Annotated in this window: 23 protein-coding genes and 1 pseudogene; 22 read left to right on the top strand and 2 right to left on the bottom strand. The window is 70.3% G+C overall.

The window, feature by feature from the left end:
* Positions 1 to 208: 208 nt before the first annotated feature.
* The 6 genes from MKK63_RS23140 to MKK63_RS23115 all read left to right on the top strand — a co-directional run bounded on the left by MKK63_RS23140 (position 209) and on the right by MKK63_RS23115 (position 7,720).
* Positions 209 to 2,353, top strand: a complete 2,145-nt coding sequence (locus MKK63_RS23140) for a sodium-translocating pyrophosphatase (protein WP_244005984.1) — start codon at positions 209 to 211, stop codon at positions 2,351 to 2,353.
* 128 nt (positions 2,354 to 2,481) lie between these two features.
* Positions 2,482 to 2,847: a hypothetical protein gene (locus MKK63_RS23135; protein ID WP_244005982.1), complete on the top strand. Its 366-nt coding sequence runs from the start codon at positions 2,482 to 2,484 to the stop codon at positions 2,845 to 2,847.
* Complete coding sequence (locus MKK63_RS23130; RefSeq protein WP_244005980.1) at positions 2,844 to 3,410, top strand: DUF6036 family nucleotidyltransferase; 567 nt, start codon at positions 2,844 to 2,846, stop codon at positions 3,408 to 3,410. The genes MKK63_RS23135 and MKK63_RS23130 overlap by 4 nt, the downstream gene beginning before the upstream one ends.
* Before the next feature lie 147 nt (positions 3,411 to 3,557).
* The gene (locus MKK63_RS23125; protein WP_244005978.1) at positions 3,558 to 4,649 is read left to right on the top strand and encodes an alkene reductase; all 1,092 of its coding nucleotides are present in this window, start codon (positions 3,558 to 3,560) and stop codon (positions 4,647 to 4,649) included.
* 104 nt (positions 4,650 to 4,753) lie between these two features.
* Positions 4,754 to 6,667 (top strand): PAS domain S-box protein, encoded by a 1,914-nt coding sequence (locus tag MKK63_RS23120; protein WP_244005976.1) that lies wholly within the window; start codon positions 4,754 to 4,756, stop codon positions 6,665 to 6,667.
* Between the two features lie 360 nt (positions 6,668 to 7,027).
* A complete protein-coding gene (locus MKK63_RS23115) occupies positions 7,028 to 7,720 on the top strand; it encodes an HAD hydrolase-like protein (RefSeq protein WP_244006127.1) in 693 nt (230 codons plus the stop codon).
* On the opposite strand, the gene MKK63_RS23110 is transcribed toward MKK63_RS23115, so the two are convergent.
* Entirely contained in the window at positions 7,657 to 8,154 is a 498-nt protein-coding gene (locus tag MKK63_RS23110) for an outer membrane protein assembly factor BamE (protein ID WP_243919256.1), read from the bottom strand. The two genes, MKK63_RS23115 and MKK63_RS23110, sit on opposite strands and share 64 nt — an antisense overlap.
* A 155-nt stretch (positions 8,155 to 8,309) precedes the next feature.
* Here MKK63_RS23110 and MKK63_RS23105 point away from each other — a divergent pair, with 155 nt between their 5' ends.
* The 5 genes from MKK63_RS23105 to MKK63_RS23085 all read left to right on the top strand — a co-directional run bounded on the left by MKK63_RS23105 (position 8,310) and on the right by MKK63_RS23085 (position 12,404).
* Entirely contained in the window at positions 8,310 to 8,873 is a 564-nt protein-coding gene (locus MKK63_RS23105; RefSeq protein WP_244006125.1) for a ubiquinol-cytochrome C chaperone family protein, read from the top strand.
* Positions 8,870 to 9,397, top strand: a complete 528-nt coding sequence (locus tag MKK63_RS23100; RefSeq protein WP_244005973.1) for a YceD family protein — start codon at positions 8,870 to 8,872, stop codon at positions 9,395 to 9,397. Before MKK63_RS23105 ends, MKK63_RS23100 begins: the two co-directional genes overlap by 4 nt.
* A gap of 385 nt (positions 9,398 to 9,782) precedes the next feature.
* Positions 9,783 to 10,817 carry a phosphate acyltransferase PlsX gene (plsX, locus tag MKK63_RS23095; RefSeq protein ID WP_244005971.1) on the top strand — a complete coding sequence of 345 codons (1,035 nt, stop codon included), beginning with the start codon at positions 9,783 to 9,785 and terminating at the stop codon, positions 10,815 to 10,817.
* 80 nt (positions 10,818 to 10,897) lie between these two features.
* Positions 10,898 to 11,905, top strand: coding sequence for a beta-ketoacyl-ACP synthase III (locus tag MKK63_RS23090; protein ID WP_244005970.1), 1,008 nt, complete (start codon positions 10,898 to 10,900; stop codon positions 11,903 to 11,905).
* A gap of 166 nt (positions 11,906 to 12,071) precedes the next feature.
* A complete protein-coding gene (locus MKK63_RS23085; protein ID WP_244005969.1) occupies positions 12,072 to 12,404 on the top strand; it encodes an integration host factor subunit alpha in 333 nt (110 codons plus the stop codon).
* Positions 12,405 to 12,652: 248 nt separating this feature from the next.
* On the opposite strand, the gene MKK63_RS23080 is transcribed toward MKK63_RS23085, so the two are convergent.
* Positions 12,653 to 13,231, bottom strand: a complete 579-nt coding sequence (locus tag MKK63_RS23080; protein ID WP_409564549.1) for a carboxymuconolactone decarboxylase family protein — start codon at positions 13,229 to 13,231, stop codon at positions 12,653 to 12,655.
* A 230-nt stretch (positions 13,232 to 13,461) separates the two neighbouring features.
* Here MKK63_RS23080 and MKK63_RS23075 point away from each other — a divergent pair, with 230 nt between their 5' ends.
* From MKK63_RS23075 to MKK63_RS23025, 11 genes and pseudogenes are all read left to right on the top strand, one after another.
* Positions 13,462 to 14,184 (top strand): SDR family NAD(P)-dependent oxidoreductase, encoded by a 723-nt coding sequence (locus MKK63_RS23075; RefSeq protein WP_244006123.1) that lies wholly within the window; start codon positions 13,462 to 13,464, stop codon positions 14,182 to 14,184.
* Positions 14,185 to 14,207: 23 nt separating this feature from the next.
* Positions 14,208 to 15,335, top strand: a complete 1,128-nt coding sequence (locus MKK63_RS23070; RefSeq protein WP_244005967.1) for a hypothetical protein — start codon at positions 14,208 to 14,210, stop codon at positions 15,333 to 15,335.
* The gene (locus MKK63_RS23065; protein WP_244005966.1) at positions 15,332 to 15,799 is read left to right on the top strand and encodes an NUDIX hydrolase; all 468 of its coding nucleotides are present in this window, start codon (positions 15,332 to 15,334) and stop codon (positions 15,797 to 15,799) included. The genes MKK63_RS23070 and MKK63_RS23065 overlap by 4 nt, the downstream gene beginning before the upstream one ends.
* A complete protein-coding gene (locus MKK63_RS23060; protein WP_244005964.1) occupies positions 15,796 to 16,254 on the top strand; it encodes a TIGR02301 family protein in 459 nt (152 codons plus the stop codon). Before MKK63_RS23065 ends, MKK63_RS23060 begins: the two co-directional genes overlap by 4 nt.
* Before the next feature lie 171 nt (positions 16,255 to 16,425).
* Positions 16,426 to 16,680, top strand: coding sequence for a hypothetical protein (locus MKK63_RS23055; protein ID WP_160534062.1), 255 nt, complete (start codon positions 16,426 to 16,428; stop codon positions 16,678 to 16,680).
* Between the two features lie 232 nt (positions 16,681 to 16,912).
* Positions 16,913 to 17,764 (top strand): YgfZ/GcvT domain-containing protein, encoded by an 852-nt coding sequence (locus tag MKK63_RS23050; protein ID WP_244005962.1) that lies wholly within the window; start codon positions 16,913 to 16,915, stop codon positions 17,762 to 17,764.
* Between the two features lie 59 nt (positions 17,765 to 17,823).
* Positions 17,824 to 18,432 (top strand): annotated as a pseudogene (locus MKK63_RS23045) (DNA-3-methyladenine glycosylase I); the annotation flags it as partial.
* Between the two features lie 36 nt (positions 18,433 to 18,468).
* Positions 18,469 to 19,029, top strand: a complete 561-nt coding sequence (locus MKK63_RS23040) for a hydrolase (RefSeq protein ID WP_244006121.1) — start codon at positions 18,469 to 18,471, stop codon at positions 19,027 to 19,029.
* Between the two features lie 52 nt (positions 19,030 to 19,081).
* The gene (locus tag MKK63_RS23035; protein WP_244005959.1) at positions 19,082 to 19,594 is read left to right on the top strand and encodes a tyrosine phosphatase family protein; all 513 of its coding nucleotides are present in this window, start codon (positions 19,082 to 19,084) and stop codon (positions 19,592 to 19,594) included.
* Positions 19,595 to 19,726: 132 nt separating this feature from the next.
* A complete protein-coding gene (locus tag MKK63_RS23030; RefSeq protein WP_160534058.1) occupies positions 19,727 to 19,987 on the top strand; it encodes an exodeoxyribonuclease VII small subunit in 261 nt (86 codons plus the stop codon).
* Between the two features lie 43 nt (positions 19,988 to 20,030).
* Positions 20,031 to 20,211: 1-deoxy-D-xylulose-5-phosphate synthase N-terminal domain-containing protein (locus MKK63_RS23025; protein ID WP_244005957.1), on the top strand; the 181-nt coding region annotated here is incomplete at its 3' end.

Below are 20,211 nucleotides of genomic sequence, written 5' to 3'. Positions count from 1 at the left end.
GATCTCGTTGTGCGATGCAGCGTTCGCGCGCTGAGCTGCGAGGCCGTCAAACACAGCGTTTGCGCTCCCCGGCGAAGTTTGGCAATCAAGGCCTTGTTCTGGGAAGGAAAGCCCCGGATCCGAGCACCGCGTCCCATGGCCGTCCTCCGGCGGTCAAGCTCGACAAGCATAAGCCCCAGCCAGGCACGATAATGACAAGGACGGTCGCATGATTCCCTTGATTCTGATCATCGTGGGCGGGCTCTGCGCCATCGCCTACGGCATCGTCACGATCCTCGACGTGATGCGGCGCGATGCCGGCACGCAGCGCATGCAGGAGATCGCCTCCGCCATCGCGGAAGGCGCGCAAGCCTATCTGAAGCGCCAATACCTCACGATCGGTCTCGTCGGCGTGGTGCTGTTCGTGCTGCTGGCCGTGTTCCTCGGGATCAAGGTCGCGGTCGGCTTCCTGATCGGCGCCATGCTCTCCGGCGCGGCCGGCTTCATCGGCATGAACGTCTCGGTGCGGGCCAATGTGCGCACCGCGCAGGCCGCCTCGACCTCGCTGGGCGGCGGCCTCGATGTCGCTTTCAAGTCCGGGGCGGTGACCGGCATGCTGGTGGCGGGCCTCGCCCTCCTCGGGGTCGCCTTCTACTACCTGTTCCTGACCCGCGGAGCCCATCTCGATCCGTCGAGCCGCGAGGTGATCGACGCGCTGGTGGCGCTCGGCTTCGGCGCCTCGCTGATCTCGATCTTCGCGCGCCTCGGCGGCGGCATCTTCACCAAGGGCGCCGATGTCGGCGGCGACCTCGTCGGCAAGGTCGAGGCCGGGATCCCGGAGGACGATCCACGCAATCCCGCGACCATCGCCGACAACGTCGGCGACAATGTCGGCGATTGCGCCGGCATGGCGGCCGACCTGTTCGAGACCTACGCGGTCACCGTGGTGGCCACGATGGTGCTGGCCGCGATCTTCTTCTCCGGCCCCACCGGCAGCGGCCGCGACGTGCTGGAGCCGATGATGCTCTACCCGCTGGCCATCGGCTCGGCCTGCATCCTCACCTCGATCGCCGGCACCTACGCGGTGCGGCTCGGGGCCAACCAGTCGATCATGGGCGCCCTCTATAAGGGCCTGATCACCGCGGGGGTGCTCTCGGTGGTGGCGATCGCGGCCGTCAACATGACCCTGCTCGGCGGCTTCTCGACCACCTTCACCACGTCGACCGGCGTCACCTTCACGTCGGCCGGCCTGTTCGGCTGCGCGGTGATCGGGCTCGCCATCACGGCGCTGATCGTGGTGATCACCGAGTACTACACCGGCACCAACTTCCGCCCGGTGAAGTCGATCGCGGACGCCTCGGTGACCGGCCACGGCACCAACGTGATCCAGGGGCTGGCGATCTCGCTGGAATCGACCGCTCTGCCCGCCATCGTGATCGTGGCCGGCATCATCAGCACCTACGCGCTGGCCGGCCTGTTCGGCATCGCCATCGCGGTCACCGCCATGCTGGCGCTGGCGGGCTTCATCGTGGCGCTCGACGCCTTCGGGCCGGTCACCGACAATGCCGGCGGCATCGCCGAGATGGCGGGCCTGCCCCCGGACGTGCGCAAGTCGACCGATGCCCTCGACGCGGTCGGCAACACCACCAAGGCGGTGACCAAGGGCTACGCGATCGGCTCGGCCGGCCTCGGCGCGCTGGTTCTGTTTGCCGCCTACACGTCGGACCTGAACTACTTCATCGCCAATGCCAGCCCGACCCAGTACCGCTTCTTCCAGGGCGTCAGCGTCGATTTCTCTCTGTCGAACCCCTACGTGGTGGTCGGGCTGCTGCTCGGCGGCCTGATCCCGTTCCTGTTCGCCGGCATCGCCATGACGGCGGTGGGGCGGGCCGCCAGCGCGGTGGTCGAGGAGGTTCGGCGCCAATTCCGGGAGAAGCCCGGAATCATGCAGGGCACCGACCGGCCGGATTACGGCCGAGCGGTCGACATGCTGACCCGGGCGGCGATCAAGGAGATGATCGTCCCCTCGCTGCTGCCGGTGCTGTCGCCGATCGTGCTGTTCTTCGTGATCCAGCTGATCGCCGGCAAGAGCCAGGCCTTCGCCACGGTGGGCGCGAGCCTGCTCGGCGTGATCCTGACCGGCCTCTACGTGGCGATCTCGATGACCTCGGGCGGCGGCGCCTGGGACAACGCGAAGAAGTACATCGAGGACGGCCACCACGGCGGCAAGGGCTCGGACGCCCACAAGGCGGCGGTGACCGGCGACACGGTGGGCGACCCCTACAAGGACACCGCCGGCCCCGCCGTGAACCCGGCGATCAAGATCACCAACATCATCGCCCTGCTGCTGCTGGCGGTGCTGGCGCATAGCTGAGGGATCCCGTCCCCGCGTCGCCCCGGAGCGGATTCCCGGGGCGACGCGATTTGTCCTGCGGACTTCGAGTGCGTGCGGAATCGCGGTATGCTCCGGCACCGCCGAGCCGATGCGTCTGGATGCGTCTGATGACTGAGGGGGAACGCTTCGTCGGCAGTCTGCCCGTGAAGACCGATTTTCACGATCGCAGCAAGCGGCGCTCGTATGACCTGACGCGGCGTGTCGCCGTGCATCTCATCGACGATCCAGGTCTCCTCGCCAACGGCCAGGCCTACCTGGAACGGTGCGTGCGCCCGGATTTCGCGCAGGCCCGATATTACGCGCTGTGGGCGGATCTTCTGGGCCAGAATGTCCGGCAGATCGTCCGGCAGTTGCTGGAGGACAGCCCGCAGGGCGAACTTCTGCGCGACACGCAGCCCGTCTTCGTCGTGATCCCGTCCCGGGAACGCTCCGCCGAGAGCCTGGGCCGGCGAGTTCCGGACCTCACCGGATGATGCGGAAGGACAAGCTCGATCATCTCTTCGGGGCAGCCGGGGAGGTGACGGGACATCGGCGCTTCGTCCTGGTCGGCTCCGCCGTCGTCCTGATCCGGTGCCGCAACATTCCCGGCGACATGCTGCTGACTCCGGAGGCGGACCTCTACGTTCCGGACATGCCGAATTCCGACGATCTGTCCGACGCGATCGATGCCAATATCGGCCAGGGGTCGAGCTTCCATCTGCAGTACGGCTATTATTGCGACGGCGTATCGCCTGAAACGTCATTGATGCCGAGCGACTGGTCGGCGCGCACCACGCTGTATGCGAGTGCCGGCTGTCCCGGCATCACGGTCATCGTTCCGGACCCCGACGATGTGGCTTTGGCCAAAGCCGTCGCGTGGCGGGAGAAGGACAAGGATTGGCTCACGTCGGGCCTGCGATCCCGGCTCCTCTCGATCGACGCGATGGCCGGACGGCTTCCCGGCATGCCGGCTGCGGCACCGTCCGGTGGAGAGATGAAACGCCACCTCGTCTGGCTGGCATCCGAATGCGAGCTGGTCTTCGTTCCCCCTCCGTGACCGAAGGCGCACCCGCCGCGCCATGTGCGCCCCCGCACGCCGCCGCACGCCCCGCTGCGCTGCACCTTGGCATCGCCGCGCCGCAGCGCCACCTCGACCACGGCTTTAAACCGGCTGCGGCGCGACCGCAGCAGCACGAGGTACCCCATGCCGTCCCTGCTCGACCCGATCCGCATTGGCGCCATCGAAGCGAAGAACCGGATCTTCATGGCCCCGCTCACCCGCGGCCGCGGCACCCGCGCGCACGTGCCGACCCCGATCATGGCCGAATACTACGCCCAGCGCGCCGGCGCCGGCCTCATCATCAGCGAGGCCACCGGCATCTCTCAGGAGGGGCTGGGCTGGCCGTTCGCGCCGGGTATCTGGTCCGACGCCCAGGTCGATGCGTGGCGGCCGATCGTGAAGGCGGTCCACGACAAGGGTGGCAAGATCGTCTGCCAGATCTGGCATATGGGCCAGCTGGTCCACCCGGACTTCCTCGGCGGCGCCCAGCCGGTCGCGGCCTCGGCCACGACGGCGCCGGATCAGGCCCACACCTATGAGGGCAAGAAGCCCTACGCCGAGGCCCGCCCCCTGGAGATCGCCGAAATCCCGCGCCTGCTCGGTGACTACGAGCGCGCCACCGCCAACGCGCTGGCGGCCGGGTTCGACGGCGTGCAGATCCACGCGGCGAATGGCTACCTGATCGACGAGTTCCTGCGCGACGGCACCAATCACCGCACCGACCAGTACGGCGGCGCGATCGAGAACCGCGTGCGGCTGCTGCGCGAGGTCACCGCGGCGGTGGCCAAGGTCGCGGGACCCGAGCGTACCGGCGTGCGCCTCTCGCCGAACGGCGCGATCCAGGGCTGCAACGATTCGAACCCCGAGCCGCTGTTCGTGGCCGCCGCCCAGGCGCTCGCCGATCTCGATGTCGCCTTCCTGGAGATGCGCGAGCCCGGCCCGGATGGGACCTTCGGCAAGGCCGACCATCCGCCGATCGCCCCTGCGATGCGCCGGGTGTTCCGCAACCCGATGATCCTCAACGCCGATTATGACGGCGTCAGCGGCCAGAAGGTGCTGGATGCCGGAGAGGCGGACGCGATCGCGTTCGGGCGGACCTTCATCGCCAATCCCGATCTCGTCGAGCGGATCGCCAAGGGTGCGCCGCTCAACAAGGACGAGGCTGCCACGTGGTACAGCCAGGGTCCGCAAGGGTACATCGACTACCCAACCCTGGGTGCGGCCCGCGCCGCCTAAGGCATCACGGGCCCGATCGGCCGCCGCGCCCGTTGCGGGCGCGGCGATCGTCTACGCAGCCACCTAGGCAGGGAAGCTCAACAGGCCTATGTGACGGCCGAACCATGGATGTGCCGGCACCTCACGCGCTCCCAGCTTCCCCACCGGCCGGCGGCGCCTGGCGCACCGCGGAACGGCTCGCGGAGCTACGCGACCTCGCGATCCTCGATACGGAGCCCGAGCCGCTTTACGACGATCTCGTGCGGGTCGCCGCCTATGTCTGTCGCGCGCCGGTCGCCCTGGTCAGTCTGGTCGATGCCGAGAGGCAATGGTTCAAGTCGGAGGTCGGGCTCGGTGAACGGGAGCTGCCGATCAATTGCTCGGTCTGCGCCTACACGATCGAGTCCGACGGCCTGCTCGTCATCCCCGATCTGACAGCCGATCCGAGGACCATCGAGAATCCTCTGGTAACTGGCCCGGAGGGGTTCCGCTTCTATGCCGGCGCCACGATCCGGGGTGCCCAGGGCATCCCGCTCGGCGCGCTCTGCGTGCTCGACCGGGCGCCGCGGCCGGATGGGCTCGACACGGAACAGACGGCCACGCTCACCGCGCTCGCCCGTCAGATCTCCAGCCTGCTCGAGCACCGGCGGACCCTGGCGCAGGTGGCGAGCCGCGAGGCCGAGATCGCCGCGAGCGAGCGCCGCTTCCGGGTGATGACCGCGGCGATGCCCCAGATGGTCTGGACCACCCGGCCCGACGGGTTCCACGATTACTACAACGACCGCTGGTACGAGTTCACCGGCGTGCCCTCCGGCTCCACCGATGGCGAGGGCTGGAACGATGTGTTCCACCCCGCCGACCAGGAGCGGGCCTGGGCGCGCTGGCGCCACTCGCTGGCCACCGGCGATCCCTACGAGATCGAGTACCGCCTGCGCCATCGCGACGGCGCCTATCGCTGGACGCTGGGCCGCGCCATGCCGATCCGCGATGCCGACGGGCGGATCGAGCGCTGGTTCGGCACCTGCACCGACATCGACGACCTCAAGCGGGCCGAGGCCGAGGCGCGCAAGCTCGCCGCCATCGTCGAGACCTCCAAGGACTTCATCGGTCTCTGCACCCTGGACGGCGCGGTCACCCATCTCAACGAGGCCGCCCTGGCGCTGATCGGCCTGCCCGATCTCGCCACCGCCCGCCAGCACCGGATCCCCGATTTCTTCACCGCGGACAGCCGCCGCATCCTGGAGGAGACCGCGATGCCGGCGGTGCGCCGGAACGGGTTCTGGGAGGGCGAACTGGCGTTCCGGCACTTCGTCACGGGCGAGCCGGTGGCGGTGCTCTACAACATCTTCCCGGTGCAGGACCCGACCGGGGCCGAGATCGGCTACGCCACCGTGACCCGAGACCTGCGCGAGGCCAAGCGCGCCGAGGAGGCCCGCGACCTGCTGATCCGCGAGCTGTCGCACCGGATCAAGAACATCTTCGCGGTGGTCGGCGGTTTGGCCGCGCTCACCGCCCGCAGCGATCCCGCGGCCCAGCCCTTCGCCAAGGCGTTCCGCGAGCGCCTCGGTGCCCTGGCGCGGGCGCACGAATATGTCCGGCCGCACTCCCCCGACAGCGCGCCCGCGGTGGCGGGGCAGACGGTGCTGGGCCTGATGCGCCTGATCATGGCCGCCTACGAGGAGGGCGGGCAGGCGCGCGTCGCCATCGCGGGGGACGATGTGGAGATCGGCGAGCGCACCGCGACCGCGCTGGCGCTGATCATGCACGAGCAGGCCACCAACGCCATGAAGTATGGCGGCCTCTCCACCAAGGAGGGCGGCGTCTCCTTGAGCGGGCTGCGGGAGGCGGGGCGCTATACCCTGACATGGCAGGAGGCCGGCGGCCCGCCGGTCACCGGAACCCCGTCCCGGAAGGGATTCGGCACGGTGCTGGCCGAGCGCAGCGTCGTCGGCCAGCTCGACGGCGTGCTGGAACACGATTGGGCGCCCGGGGGCCTGTTGATGCGGCTCAGCGTGCCGATCGAGAACCTCCGGGCCTGAGACTGTGATTCCGTCCTATCGGTGCATCGCAGTGGGCGCCCTGGTCGGTCGGGGCCGCCTTCTCGGCCCGCGAGAGTGCGTCATCACAAGGCGTAGGAGTTAAGCTTTTTCCCGATGGCAACGCGCACCGGACACGACAGCGATGCCGTCTTCGCCGAGCGAGGCGCGGGTCCCCTCTCCCGTGCGGGAGAGGTCTGCTTTCGCAGAAAGCCGGGTGAGGGATTTGCGGCTTCCGAAAGGGGCGCAACCGGCACGGGCGGCACTGGCGTGCTCGATCCTGAGACGTCTCGTCCCTCACCCCAACCCTCTCCCGCACGGGAGAGGGAGCCTGGCGCGCTCGCCAGAACCTTCGCCGCTTCGCTGCGCCTCGTCGTGCTCGACTTCGACGGGACCCTGGCCGACAGCTTCGACTGGTTCTGCTCGGTCATGAACGGCGTCGCCGAGCGCTACCGCTTCCGCCAGGTCGAGGCGCACGAGGTCGAGGGCCTGCGCCTTCAGGGGGCCCGCGCGATCGTGGCGCATCTCGGCATCCCGCGCTGGAAGCTGCCGCTCATCGCCCGCCACATGCACGCGCTCGCGGCCCGGGACGCGGCGCAGATCGCGTTGTTCCCGGGCGTGCCGGAGATGCTGGCGGGACTCGCGCAGGCCGGCGTGCCGATGGCGATCCTGTCGTCGAACCGGGCCGACACGGTGCGGCGGGTGCTCGGACCGGACAACGCCGCGCAGATCGACGCCTATGCCTGCGGGGCTTCACTGTTCGGAAAGGCGCGGCGCCTGCGGCGGCTCCTCGCGCGCCGGGGCGTGGTGCCGGCGCAGGCGCTGTGCATCGGCGACGAGATCCGCGACCTGGAGGCGGCGCGCGCCCTTGGCTGCCCGTTCGGTGCTGTGGCGTGGGGTTACACGGACCCCCAGGCGCTGGCGGCGCAGGGGCCCGAATACCTGTTCTCGAATCCCGGGGAGATCGCCCGCCTGCTGGCGGGCGCTCCGGCTCACTGGCCGCGGTTGGCGCCCGGAACGACGCTGGCGCCGTTGCCGCTGCCGAACGGCTCGTAGCGGGTCAGGCCGCGGAACAGCTGGCTGATGAAGGCCCGGTCGGCGCCGCTCGTCGGCGTGGTGCGCTCGATGAAGTCGAACACCCGCCCGTCCTGCAGGCCGTAGAGCGCCACGCGCTCGACCTTGAAGGCGGGGCTGAAATAGACGGCCGTGACCTTCTGATCCTCGACCTGCTCGCCCATGAACATGATCGTGCGGCGGGTGTTCTGGGAGATGTAGTACCAGGACTTGTTGCCCACCGTGGACACGGTCGAGGGCGTTCCGAGGATCTGCAGCACCTGCTCGGGGCTCATGCCGGGCTTGACCGTGGCGAGCGCCGCCTGGTCGACCTGATAGCCGTGGCGCAGCTCCTCGCCGATGCAGCCGGACAGGCCGGCTCCCGCGAGCCCGACCAGGGCGAGACGCGCGAAGGACTGGACGAGACGGCGCCGCATCGGGCCCCCAGAAAACGTGTGGACGGACAGGATGCAAACGATGCCGCGGACACGGAATTCCGACGACGCTTGCGCCCTGGGCGTGGGTTGCCGTACCGCGGGGTTATGGCTTTGACAAGGCAAGCTTGGCCACAGAACACCGGGGTGTGGCATCGATGATCGCGCGGCTGTTCCGACGGGCGAATGCGCGGCGGCAGGCCGTCGAAGGCCTGCACGTGGCGCTCAGCATGGCGGCCCGCCACCCGGGTCTCTACCTCCGCCTCGGCGTGCCCGACACCGTGGAGGGCCGGTTCGAGGCCCTGTGCCTGCACGCCATCCTGGTCCTGCGCCAGCTGAACCGGCTGCCGGCCCCGTCTGCCGAGGTGGCGCAGGATCTCGTGAATTCCGTCTTCACCCAGCTCGACGCCTCCTTGCGCGAGCTGGGTGTCGGCGACATGGGCGTGGGCAAGCGGATGAAGAAGCTCGGCGCGGCCTTCTACGGCCGGGCCACCGGCTACGACACCGCCCTGGACGCGGGCGACACGGCGGCCCTGCGCGCGGTCCTCATCCGCAACGTACTGGGCGGCGAGGGCGACGGGGCTGGGCTTGCCACCTATGTGCAGGCGGCCGACGAAGCCCTCGCCGGCGCCGATCTCGACACCCTGCTCGGGTCCGGGCCGCCCTTCCCGGAACCGGAGGGCTTCGCGCAGGCTGACGAAGCAAGAGGAGCCATCGCATGAGCCGGGACAGCCGCCGGGAGAATCCGCACGAGAGCGGCCCGCTCGTGCGCTGGGTCAATGTCGAGCGCCTGCCCCAGGGACGGGGCGCCGTCACGGTCGAGGCGAGCCCGGCCGAGTGCGCGGCGCTCGCAGCGGACTTCAAGATTCCGGGACTCCGCGATCTGGTCGGGCGGTTCGCGATTTCGGGCGCCACCAGCCGCCTCATCGTGACCGGCACCGTGGACGCTCTGGTAACGCAGGTCTGCACCGTCAGCCTCGAACCGTTCGAGGGGCCGGTCCACGAGCTGGTGGAGGTCGTGTTCACCGACACCGACCAACTCGCCGGCACCGATGCCGAGGATGTCGACATCCCCGATCCCCTGGTGGGCGGACGCCTCGATTTCGGTGCGCTCACCGCCGAGTTCCTGGCGCTGGGGCTCGACCCCTATCCGCGCAAGCCCGGCACCGCCTTCGAGCCGGTGGTGGCCGGCGACGATGCGGGGCCGCTCGCCGCCCTGGGCAAGCTGCGGGACGGCGAGGGCTGACTTTTCGCGCCGCGCCGCGCCGGCCCTCCCCCGGGCGCATGCAGCGCCAGCGGAAGCGGCCCGGGATCCCCCGCGCGCAAGGACGCGAAGCGCTCTTATGCAACACGCTGTGCCGCTTGCGCGACGCTCCGTGTGCCGGATCAGGTTCCGCTGACGCTCCACCCGTCCGGGAAAAAAGGTGTGCTTGAGGGACTCGGGCGGCGAGCGGGCGTGACGCCCGCAGGCGAACACCCCGAAAACGCTGCCTTCGCCCCCTCCGGCGAAGAACGGAACCGTCCGGCGCCCGATTTCATTTGCCCGCCGGGCCGGTATCGCTATGGTCCGCCGCGCCCGGTGGGACCCCTCCCGCCGGATCCCCCGCCGAGACCTGCGACCCGCTACCGACATGTCCCAACGCGTGTGCATCTCGCTCGACGCCATGGGCGGCGACCACGGGCCCTCCACGGTCGTGCCCGGTGCGGCGCTGGCCCGTGAGCGCCATCCCGAGACCACCTTCCTGATGTTCGGCGACGAGGCGGTGATCGCCCCGCTCGTCGCCAAGGAACCCCGGCTCAGGGACTGCGTCGAGATCCGCCACACCAGCGTGGCGGTCGCGATGGACGACAAGCCAAGCCAGGCGGTGCGCCAGGGCCGGGGCAAGTCCTCCATGTGGCAGGCGATCCAGGCGGTGCGCGACGGTCAGGCCCAGGCTTGCGTGTCGGCCGGCAACACCGGCGCCCTGATGGCGATGTCGAAGATCTGCCTGAAGACCATGTCGGGCATCGAGCGTCCGGCCATCGCCTGCCTGTGGCCGACCGTGCGCGGCGAGAGCGTCGTGCTCGATGTCGGCGCCACCATCGGGACGGATGCCGAGCACCTCGTCGAGATGGCCGTGATGGGCTCGGCCATGGCGCGGATCGTGTTCGACCTCGAACGGCCCACCGTCGGCCTGCTCAACGTCGGCACCGAGGAGATGAAGGGCAACGAGGCGGTCAAGGAGGCCGCACGGATCCTGCGCGAGTTAGAGAATCCGGGGCTGACCTACCACGGCTTCGTGGAAGGCACGGATCTCGGCCGCGGCACGGTCGACGTGGTGGTGACCGAAGGTTTCACGGGAAACATCGCCCTCAAGACCGCCGAGGGCACCGCCAAGCAGATCGGCACGTATCTCCGCGCCGCCATGACCCGGACGCTCGCCGCCAAGATCGGTGCGCTGTTCGCCCGGCAGGCGTTCCGGGCGCTGAAGGACAAGATGAACCCGAGCCGGGCCAATGGCGGCGTGTTCCTCGGACTCGAAGGCATCGTCATCAAGAGCCACGGTTCGGAAAATGCGCAAGGGTTCGCCGCCGCCGTCGATCTGGCGCACGACATGGCCCGCCACGACATGATCCGCACGATCCGCGAGATGCTCGACCAGACGGCGGCCCTGGCGCCGGCGTAACGCCGTGCAGGATGGAAAACGGATTGCTCCGGCATCACACGCAACGGTCGTGATGTCGGAGCCGTCCGGGAAGGACAGAGATGGCAACCCTCCGCACTGACCCCGAACAGAGCCGGCGCACGCCCCCGCTGCGCTCGGTGGTGGTCGGGACCGGCTCGTGTCTGCCCGAGACGGTGGTGACGAACGCCGCCCTCGCCGAGCGGGTCGACACCTCCGACGAATGGATCGTCCAGCGCACCGGGATCCGCCAGCGCCACATCGCCGGGCCCGGCGAGACCACCTCGGTGCTCGGGACCCGGGCCGCCCAGGCCGCGCTCGACGATGCCGGGCTGACGGGCGACGACATCGACCTCGTGATCTGCGCGACCTCGACGCCGGACCATACGTTCCCCGCGACCGCCACGCAGATCCAGGCGGCGCTGGGCATCCACCAGGGCGCGGCCTTCGATCTCCAGGCGGTCTGCGCCGGCTTCGTGTTCGGGGTCTCCACCGCCGACAAGTTCCTGACCACCGGGGCGGCCCGCCGGGCGCTGGTGATCGGCGCGGAGACGTTCTCGCGGATCCTCGATTGGGAGGACCGCACCACCTGTGTGCTGTTCGGCGACGGGGCCGGCGCGATCGTGCTGGAGGCCCGCGCGGACGCGGAGGGCCGCGGCGTGCTCAGCACGAGTCTGCGCTCGGACGGGCGGCACCGCGAAAAGCTCTACGTCAACGGCGGACCGGGCTCCACCGGCACCGTCGGCCACTTGCGCATGGAGGGGCGCGACGTGTTCCGCTTCGCCGTGGGCCAAGTCACCGACGTGATCGTCGCGGCGTTCGCGCAGGCCGGCCTCACGGCCGACGACCTCACGTGGTTCGTGCCCCATCAGGCCAACCGGCGGATTATCGAGGCCTCGGCCGACAAGCTCGGGATCGCCCGTGAGAAGATCGTGCTGACGGTGGATCGGCACGGCAACACCTCGGCGGCCTCGATCCCACTCGCCCTCGACGTGGCCCGGCGCGACGGGCGCATCCAGACGGGCGATCTGGTGATGATCGAGGCGATCGGCGGCGGCTTCAGCTGGGGGGCGGGGCTGATCCGCTGGTGACGCTTTCGGTGTCAGCCCGAAACAATTCGATGCGCCCGCGCGGTTGACCGGGGGCGGAGCGCCGATTAGCGTGCCGGATCATAGGGATACGTCTTCAGCGTCGAGTGCGGCTCAGTTTGCTGCGCCCGACGCCGTGGGACGAAAGACGCGGGCGAGGGGACACGGCATGGCAGGCAAGACGGTGACGCGCGCCGACTTGAGCGAGGCCGTCTACCATCAGGTGGGCCTGTCGCGGACCGAGTCGGCCGCCCTCGTCGAGACCGTCCTCTCGGAGATCTGCAGCTGCCTGGCTGGCGGCGAGACGGTGAAGCTGTCCTCGTTCGGCTCCTTCGTGGTGCGCAGCAAGGGCAAGCGCGTCGGCCGCAACCCCAAGACCGGGGTCGAAGTGGCGATCGAGCCGCGTCAGGTGATGGTGTTCAAGCCCTCGAACGTGCTCAAGGCCAAGATCAACGGCCTGAACGGCGCGAACGGTCACGACGACGACGACGACGACGATTGAGTTTTTTGCACGCTCCGTTGGAGGCTTGCAGATCCACACAACGCCGGGCAGCTCAAGCGCCGGCGCGGGGACTGTGAACCCCTCGCCCCGCTTGCGGGGAGAGGGCCGCGCCTTCCCCTTGTCGGGGAGCGCGGCGAGGCGGCAGCCGGGGGTGAGGGGGAACCTTCGCTCAGGCCTGAAATATTTGACCATTCAAGCCGTCGGAGGAGAGGTCCGGTGAGCGCGGACAAGCGCAACGCCGTCGAGGACTACCCGACCAGCGGCGGCAGCGCGGATGCCCCGTCCGGCACCGCGGTGCGGGCGACGTTCATCGTCATGGCCAGCAGCGCGTAGTAGCCGTTGATGCCGGTGAGATCGATCACGCCCTGCTCGCCGAAGCGCGCCAGCGCACCCGCGTAGCTGGCATCGCTCACCGCACGGTTGTGCGTGAGCTCGGTCGAGAAATCATAGGCCAGCGCCTCGTCGGCGCTCATCGTGTCGGGACGGCGTCCTTCGGCGAGCGCCTGCGTGGTCTCGGGGGCGACCCCGGCCTTCAGGGCGATCGGCCGATGGATCGCCCACTCGACCGGCTGGCTCCAGGCCCGGGCGACGATCAGGATCGTGAACTCGCTGATGCGCAGCGGCAGGGCGCTGCCGTAGCGCAGGTACAGCCCCATCCGGCTCGCGCACAGCATCAGTTCGGGGCTGCGCAGGAGCGGCACGAACGGACCGAAGACCGGTACGCCGCGCTCGGCCTCGAAGGCTGCCGCGGCCTCGGCCTGCGCCGGCGTCAGCCCGTCGGTCGGGATCGCCGGCATGCGATCCGCGCTGTCCTGCTCCCCGGCCATGACCGTCCCCCACGTCCCGCGCCGCAGCATGCTCTGGATTTCCGGCCCCACTGCGCCTAGACCATTCAGGCTCGCCGGCACGACCTGCGCCCGGACCGGATTGCGCTCCCCAGAGCGCTCTCTGCCGAAGTGGATGCCGGTTCGGCGCAAGTGAGCGCGTCAAACACAAAGACTCATAGCCAGCGAGGCTTACGGCTTTGGCCCTCCCCGTCAACGATCGCCGGCGCATCATGCTGCTCACGGGCGCAAGCCGGGGCATCGGTCACGCCACCGTCAAGCGCTTCTCTGCCGCGGGCTGGCGGGTGATCACCTGCTCGCGCCACCCCTTCCCGGAGAACTGCCCCTGGGAGATGGGCCCCGAGGATCATCTCCAGGTGGACCTCGCGAGCGCGCAGGACACGATGCGTGCCGTCGAGGAGGTCCGGGGCCGGCTCGGCGCCGAGGGCGGTGTGCTGCACGCGCTCGTCAACAATGCCGGCATCTCGCCGAAGGGTCCCGACGGCGCGCGCCTCGGCGCGCTGGCCAGCGATTTCGACACGTGGCAGCGGGTCTTTCAGGTCAACCTGTTCGCCACGATCCTGCTGGCCCGTGGCCTGCGCGACGAGCTCGCCCGGGCCAGGGGCTCGGTCGTCAACGTGACGTCGATCGCCGGCTCGCGGGTCCATCCCTTCGCGGGGGCGGCCTACGGCACCTCCAAGGCCGCGCTCGCCGGCCTCACCCGCGAGATGGCCGCCGATTTCGGGCCGCTGGGGGTGCGGGTGAACGCCATTTCGCCGGGCGAGATCGACACCTCGATCCTGTCGCCCGGGACCGAGAAGCTGGTCGAGCAGATCCCGCAGCGTCGGCTCGGCACGCCCGACGAGGTCGCCAAGGCGATCTACTTCCTGTGCACCGAGGCCTCCTCCTACGTGAACGGGGCCGAACTCCACATCAACGGCGGCCAGCACGTTTGACCGGAGCCTGTGTCCCCTGGAGCGTGGCCGCGGGTCACGCCGCGCGACCGGGACGGCAGAGCCGGTCGCTCCTCCTGGCCCTGATCCTGTGCGCGGGCTCCATCGCCGAGGCGCGGGCGGAGCCGGTCATTCGGGTCCTCGACCTGCCCTTTACGGTGCGGGTGCTGCGCGGGCCCCGCAGCGAGATTGCGGTTTCGGTCGCGACCTCGGGGCTGCTGCCGATCGCCGGCGCGAAGGTCGGCCATGACGCGGGCGACGAGGAGAGCGCACCGGTCGCCGTGGTCTGGGGCGACGAGGGCGGCGCCGTGCTCACGCTCGCGAACGGCACAGTCACGGTCAAGCCGATCGGGCGCGAGGCCGTGGATGGCTTGAGCGCCGCCGAGACGCCGCGCGGCGCCCGGCCGGGGACGCGGCGGGCCCTCTCAGGGCCCTTGAGCGCCTATCTCACCGGGCGTACCCGCGCCCCCGACGGCAGCGAGGCCGCCGCCGTCCTGACGATCCGCGAACGCCAGCCGATGGCGGTGAGCACCGATCCGAAGCCCGTCCCGGTCGCCACCAGCACGGTACCGGCGGGGGGCGATGCGGTGTTCGCACCGCTCCGTCCGCGCCTGCTGCGCCTCGCCGGCCGCCCGGCATTCCTGGCCGCGACCCTATCGGGTGCCGGTTCCAGCGGCCTCGCGCTGATCACGCATCCGACTGCGGAGGCGAGCTGGACCGTCGCTGCGCGCACGCCGCCGCAGCCGGGGCCGCCGCTGAAGATCGCCGGCATCGCCGAGTTCGCCGGATCCGGGATGCTTCAGGCCGCGACGGTCAGCGCGAGCGGCCGGCTTCAGCTCTGGACGCTGCAACCCGACCGGATCGAGGCCGGCGCCGAGGCCACGGGCTACGCGGCCGGTGACGGCGATTCCGATCTCGCGGTCACCGCACCGGCCGGAGGCGCCTCACCCGAGCTGGTGCTGCCGGTGGCGGGGCGTCCCGAGATCGCCCTCGTATCCGCGAAGGGCGCCCTGCACGAGCGCCTGCGCGTGACGCTGCCCGCGCCCGCCACGAACGGGATCGTGATCCTCGGCGAAGGCCCGGCGGCGCGGCTGCTGGTCGGCCTCGCCGATGGGCGGGTGGCGGTCATCGCACCCGACGGGGGGACACCGTGAGCGCAGACCCCGAGAGCCGCTTGTTTCCCGCGCGACCCTTCGTGGGCGCCTCGATCGCGGTGATCCGGGACGACCGGGTCCTGCTGGCAGCGCGGGCCAACGAGCCGATGCGGGGCGTCTGGACGCTGCCGGGCGGCCTTGTGGAGGCCGGCGAATCCCTGGCCGAGGCGGCGTTGCGCGAGCTGTCCGAGGAGGTCGGCTTGGGTGCGGAGGTGGTCGGCGTGCTCTCGCCCACCGAGATCATCGTGCGGGACGAGGCCGGTCGTGCCCGGCATCATTACGTCGTCCATCCGCACGCCGCCCTCTGGCACGGCGGCGAACCCGTGGCGGGCCCCGAGGCGCTCGGCACCCGCTGGGCGACGCTCGGGGAGGTCGCCACCCTGGAGACCACGCCGGGCCTGATCGACACCCTGCGCGAGGCCTTCGCGCGCGTCGCGGCCCGGAACGGGGAGGCGACGGCGTGAGGCGACCGGTCACGCTCCTGTGCCTGCTCGCACTGCTCGCGGGGACGGCCATCACACCGGTGCGGGCTCAGCAGCGCTCCGGGCGGACGACGGCGCCGGCAAAGGAAGCCGCGAAGGAGGCGCCCAAGGACTCAAACGCCCCCGCCGACAGTCCCGCCCCTTACGACCGCGACCTGATGCGCATGTCCGAGATCATCGGGGCGCTCGCCTTCCTGCGCGGCCTGTGCGCGGCGCCGGACGCCGCGGACTGGCCGGCCCGCATGAAGGCGCTGATCGAGTCCGAGGGTGTGACGCCCGCCCGCCGCGACCGGCTGGCCGGCGCCTACAATCGGGGCTACCGCGGCTATGCGCTGACCTACCGGGTCTGCACCCCGGCCGCCCACGAAGCAGCCGCCCGCTACGTCGCCGAGGGCGACAGGCTGTCGCATGCCCTGGCCGGGCGTTTCGGGGGCTGACACAGAGGGGTGATGTATGCGCGACACACCCCACCGTGATGCCGGCGAAGCATCGGATTTGAGTCCTCGCGTTAACCGATCCGAAATTCCCGGCTGGCCGAGCCGCCGGGACCCGCCTATCATCCGTTGGTCTACCGGGTCCCGCACCCGGCGCAACGGAAGTATCGGGTCATGCAGCACATCTCTCACACCGCTCCTCTCGAGGTCGATGTCGAGGAGAAGCGCGTCGCGCTGAGTTATGTCTCGGAGGCCTTCGCGGAAGGCTGTCTGGACGGGCTCGACGGAGACTGCATGGCCCAGGCCGCCCTGTTCGCGGCCTTTCAGGAACTGGTGATGACCTACGGCGAGGAAGCCACGGCCCGCTACGCGGAGGGCTTCCCCGAGCGCATCCGCGGCGGTGCCTTCACCACGACCCTGCAGCACTAGAGCGTCAACCCGCGGACGGAACGTCGGTTCGGCGCAGGAGAGCGCCTACGGTCAGAGGCCTGAAGCCGTGAACGATTGCAACGCGATCGGGCGCGGCTCCGGGCGATGATCCCTGGACTGGATCCCGGGCCGCGTTCCCGGACGGTTGAGGCGCGGACAGGCAGCGACTACCTCCCGGCTGCGCGGTCCAGAACTCGCCGGAGCCGCGCCGTCGCGGAAGGAATTGCCTGCCATGCCCGTCGCCCTGCTACCGGACCGCGCCCTCGTCACCGTCACCGGGCCGGACGCCGCCGCGCTGCTCCAGGGCGTGCTGACCTGCAATGTCGAGACGCTCCAGGATTCAGAAGCGCGCCTCGGGGCCCTGCTGGCGCCGCAGGGCAAGATCCTGTTCGACTTTCTGGTGTCACGCGTGCCGGACGGCTTCCGGTTCGACGTGCAGGTGGACCGTGCCGCGGATCTGGCCAAGCGCCTGACGCTGTATCGCCTGCGCGCGCAGGCGACGATCGCCGCCGACCCGACCGTGGCGGTCGCGGCCGTCTGGGATGGCGCCGTCCCGGCCGCCGCCGAGGCGGTGGCCGATTCCCGCCACGCCGATCTCGGCGCCCGGCTGTACGCCGCCGAGGGCGCCTTTTCGGCCGACGCCGCGGAAGCCGATTACCATGCGCACCGGATCGCGCTGGGCATCCCCGAGGGCGGGCGCGACTATGCATTCGGCGACGCCTTCCCGCACGAGGCGCTGATGGACCAGCTCGGCGGCGTCGACTTCCGGAAGGGCTGCTACGTCGGCCAGGAGGTGGTGTCGCGGATGCAGCACCGGGGCACGGCCCGGACCCGTATCCTGGCGGCCACCTACCCGGACGGCGCTCCCGCGCCGGGCACCGCGATCACGGCAGCCGGCAAGGTACTGGGCACCACGGGCAGCGTCGCGGATCAGCGCGGCCTCGCCCTGGTGCGGCTCGACCGTCTCGGCGATGCGCTGGCCGCCGGGGAGACGCCGCGGGCCGACGCGCAGCCGGTGCGGCTGGAACGGCCGGGTTACGCGACCTTCGCGATGCCCGAGGCGGCGGCGAGCCAGGCCGGATAAGCTGAGGCGGCCCGATTCAGCCGGTGGCGTTCTGCTCCTGTTCTCGTTAAACCGGTCCGATGTCCGAGACCGGCCTGATCGACCATCCCGATGGCTGCGCCCGCTGCTGGTGGGCGGGCCTCGACCCGCTCTACGTCGCCTATCACGACACCGAATGGGGCGTGCCCGAGCATGACGGCCGGGCGCTCTACGAGAAGCTGATCCTCGACGGCTTCCAGGCCGGGCTCTCGTGGATCACGATCCTGCGCCGCCGCGACGGGTTTCGCGACGCCTTCGCGGGTTTCGACCCGGAGCGGATCGCCCGCTTCACGGAGGACGACGTGGCGCGGCTGATGCAGGACACGCGCATCATCCGCAACCGTGCCAAGATCGTCGGGACCATCGCGGGCGCCCGGGCCTGGCTTCGGATCGAGGAATGCGGTCCGGGCTTCTCGCGCTTCCTCTGGGACTTCGTGGACGGGCAACCGATCCAGGGCAGCGCCCGGAGCCGCGCAGAGATCCAGACCGAGACGCCGGTCTCCCGGGCGATCGGAAAAGCCCTCAAGGCAGAGGGTTTCTCGTTCTGCGGGCCGACCATCGTGCATGCCTTCATGCAGGCGGTGGGCATGGTCAACGACCACCTCGTCGGCTGCCACCGGCACGGGCCCTGCGCCGAACCGGGGGGGGGCGCCTTGACCGCTCCGGCCCCTCGCGCGTGGCAGCGGATGCTCTCCGGCCGCCGCCTCGACCTCCTCGATCCGGCACCCCGGGACATCGAGATCGCCGACATCGCCCATGGGCTCGCCCGGGTCGCCCGCTGGAACGGCCAGACCCGGGGACCGCACGTCTTCTCGGTGGCCCAGCACAGCCTGCTGGTTGAGGCCGCCGGCCGCCACCTCGCCCCTGGCTGCACCGAGACCGAGTGTCTGGAGCTGCTGCTCCACGATGCGCCGGAATACGTCGTCGGCGACATCATCTCGCCCCTGAAGGCCGTGATCGGCGATGCCTATCGCGGCGTCGAGCTGCGCCTGCTCGACGCCATGCGCCGCCGCTTCGACCTGCCCGCCCCTTCCCCTGCCCTCACCCGCCTCGTGAAGCGGGCCGACCGGGCCGCCGCCCATCTGGAGGCCGTGCGGCTGGCCGGATTCGCGCCGGAGGAAGCCGAGCTTTATTTCGGCGGACCGGCGGATCTGCCCGGAGGCGTGGTCGCCCTTGCCGTGCCCTGGCCCACCGCCGACGCCGAGACGCGGTTCCTGGCGCGGTTCCTGGCGCTGCGCCCGCAGTGACGGACGAGCCCGCCTTCGATCCGTCACGATCGCGAAGCACTGCGCGTCCCCGATGCCGAAGATCTACGTCTGTCCGCTCTCGCGCCTGTCCGAGACCGTCGCCGCCACCGGCGCGAGCCATGTGCTCACGCTGATCAATGTCGGGACGCCGCTCGAGCGGCCCGCTTTGATCGCCGCCGACAACCACGCCGTCATCGGGGTCAGCGACATTGCGGAGCCGCGGGACGGACACGTTTTGCCGGCTGAGGAGCATGTCGCCGGCATTCTGGCCTTCGCCCGGGCCTGGCCCCGGGAGAAGCCGCTGGTGATCCATTGCTATGCCGGAATCAGCCGCTCGACGGCGGCGGCCTATATCGCGACGTGCGCCCTGGCGCCGGAGCGCGACGAGGGCGCGATCGCCGATGCCCTGCGGGCGGCCTCTCCGTCCGCGACGCCCAATCCCCTGTTCGTGGCCATCGCCGACCGGATGCTGGGCAGGAACGGCCGCATGGTGGCGGCCGTCGCGCGGATCGGCCGCGGTGCCGACGCCTTCGAGGGTGTGCCGTTCTGCCTGGCGCTGACATGAATGACGTCCGGGTGTGGCGTAAAGGCCGCCGCCCCGCTCCAAAACGGTCCGGGGCAGCCCGGTGTACTGGTCCCCTGGGTTGTGGCCCTGGGGGCTGGCGCCGTAGAATTCGGTTCAGAGGAAGTATCTGGGATGAGTGCGAGCAGACCCGAGGTGGCCCAGGCCGCCGGCGACCTGCCCTTCGAGAAGGCCTTGGAGCAGCTCGAGGAAATCGTGCGGCGGCTCGAACGGGGTGACGTGCCGCTCGACGAGTCGGTGGCGATCTACGAGCGCGGCGAGGTGCTGAAGAAGCACTGCGAAGCGCTTCTCAAGCGCGCCGAGGCCCGGATCCAGCGGATCACCCTCGGCTCCGATGGGCGGCCCGAGGGCGTGGCCCCACTCGATATGTCCTGAGGCTCGGGCGTAGAACCGATCCCGTCCGATAGAGGTTGATGCCGTGGCGATTACCCCCGAGCTGAGCGCGCTTCTCGACCGTATCCCGAACCCGGCAGCGTTGCGGCGTCTTCCGGAATCGGAGCTGCAGACGGTGGCGGATGCGGTGCGCGCCGAGATGATCGACGCCGTCTCGATCACCGGCGGCCATCTCGGCTCGGGGCTGGGCGTGGTCGAGCTGACCG

The sequence above is a fragment of the Methylobacterium sp. J-088 genome, from assembly GCF_022829295.1.
In the GTDB taxonomy this organism is placed as follows: Bacteria; Pseudomonadota; Alphaproteobacteria; order Rhizobiales; family Beijerinckiaceae; genus Methylobacterium.
Note: the sequence above shows the minus strand (reverse complement) of the source record. Positions and strands in the feature narration are given on the sequence as shown.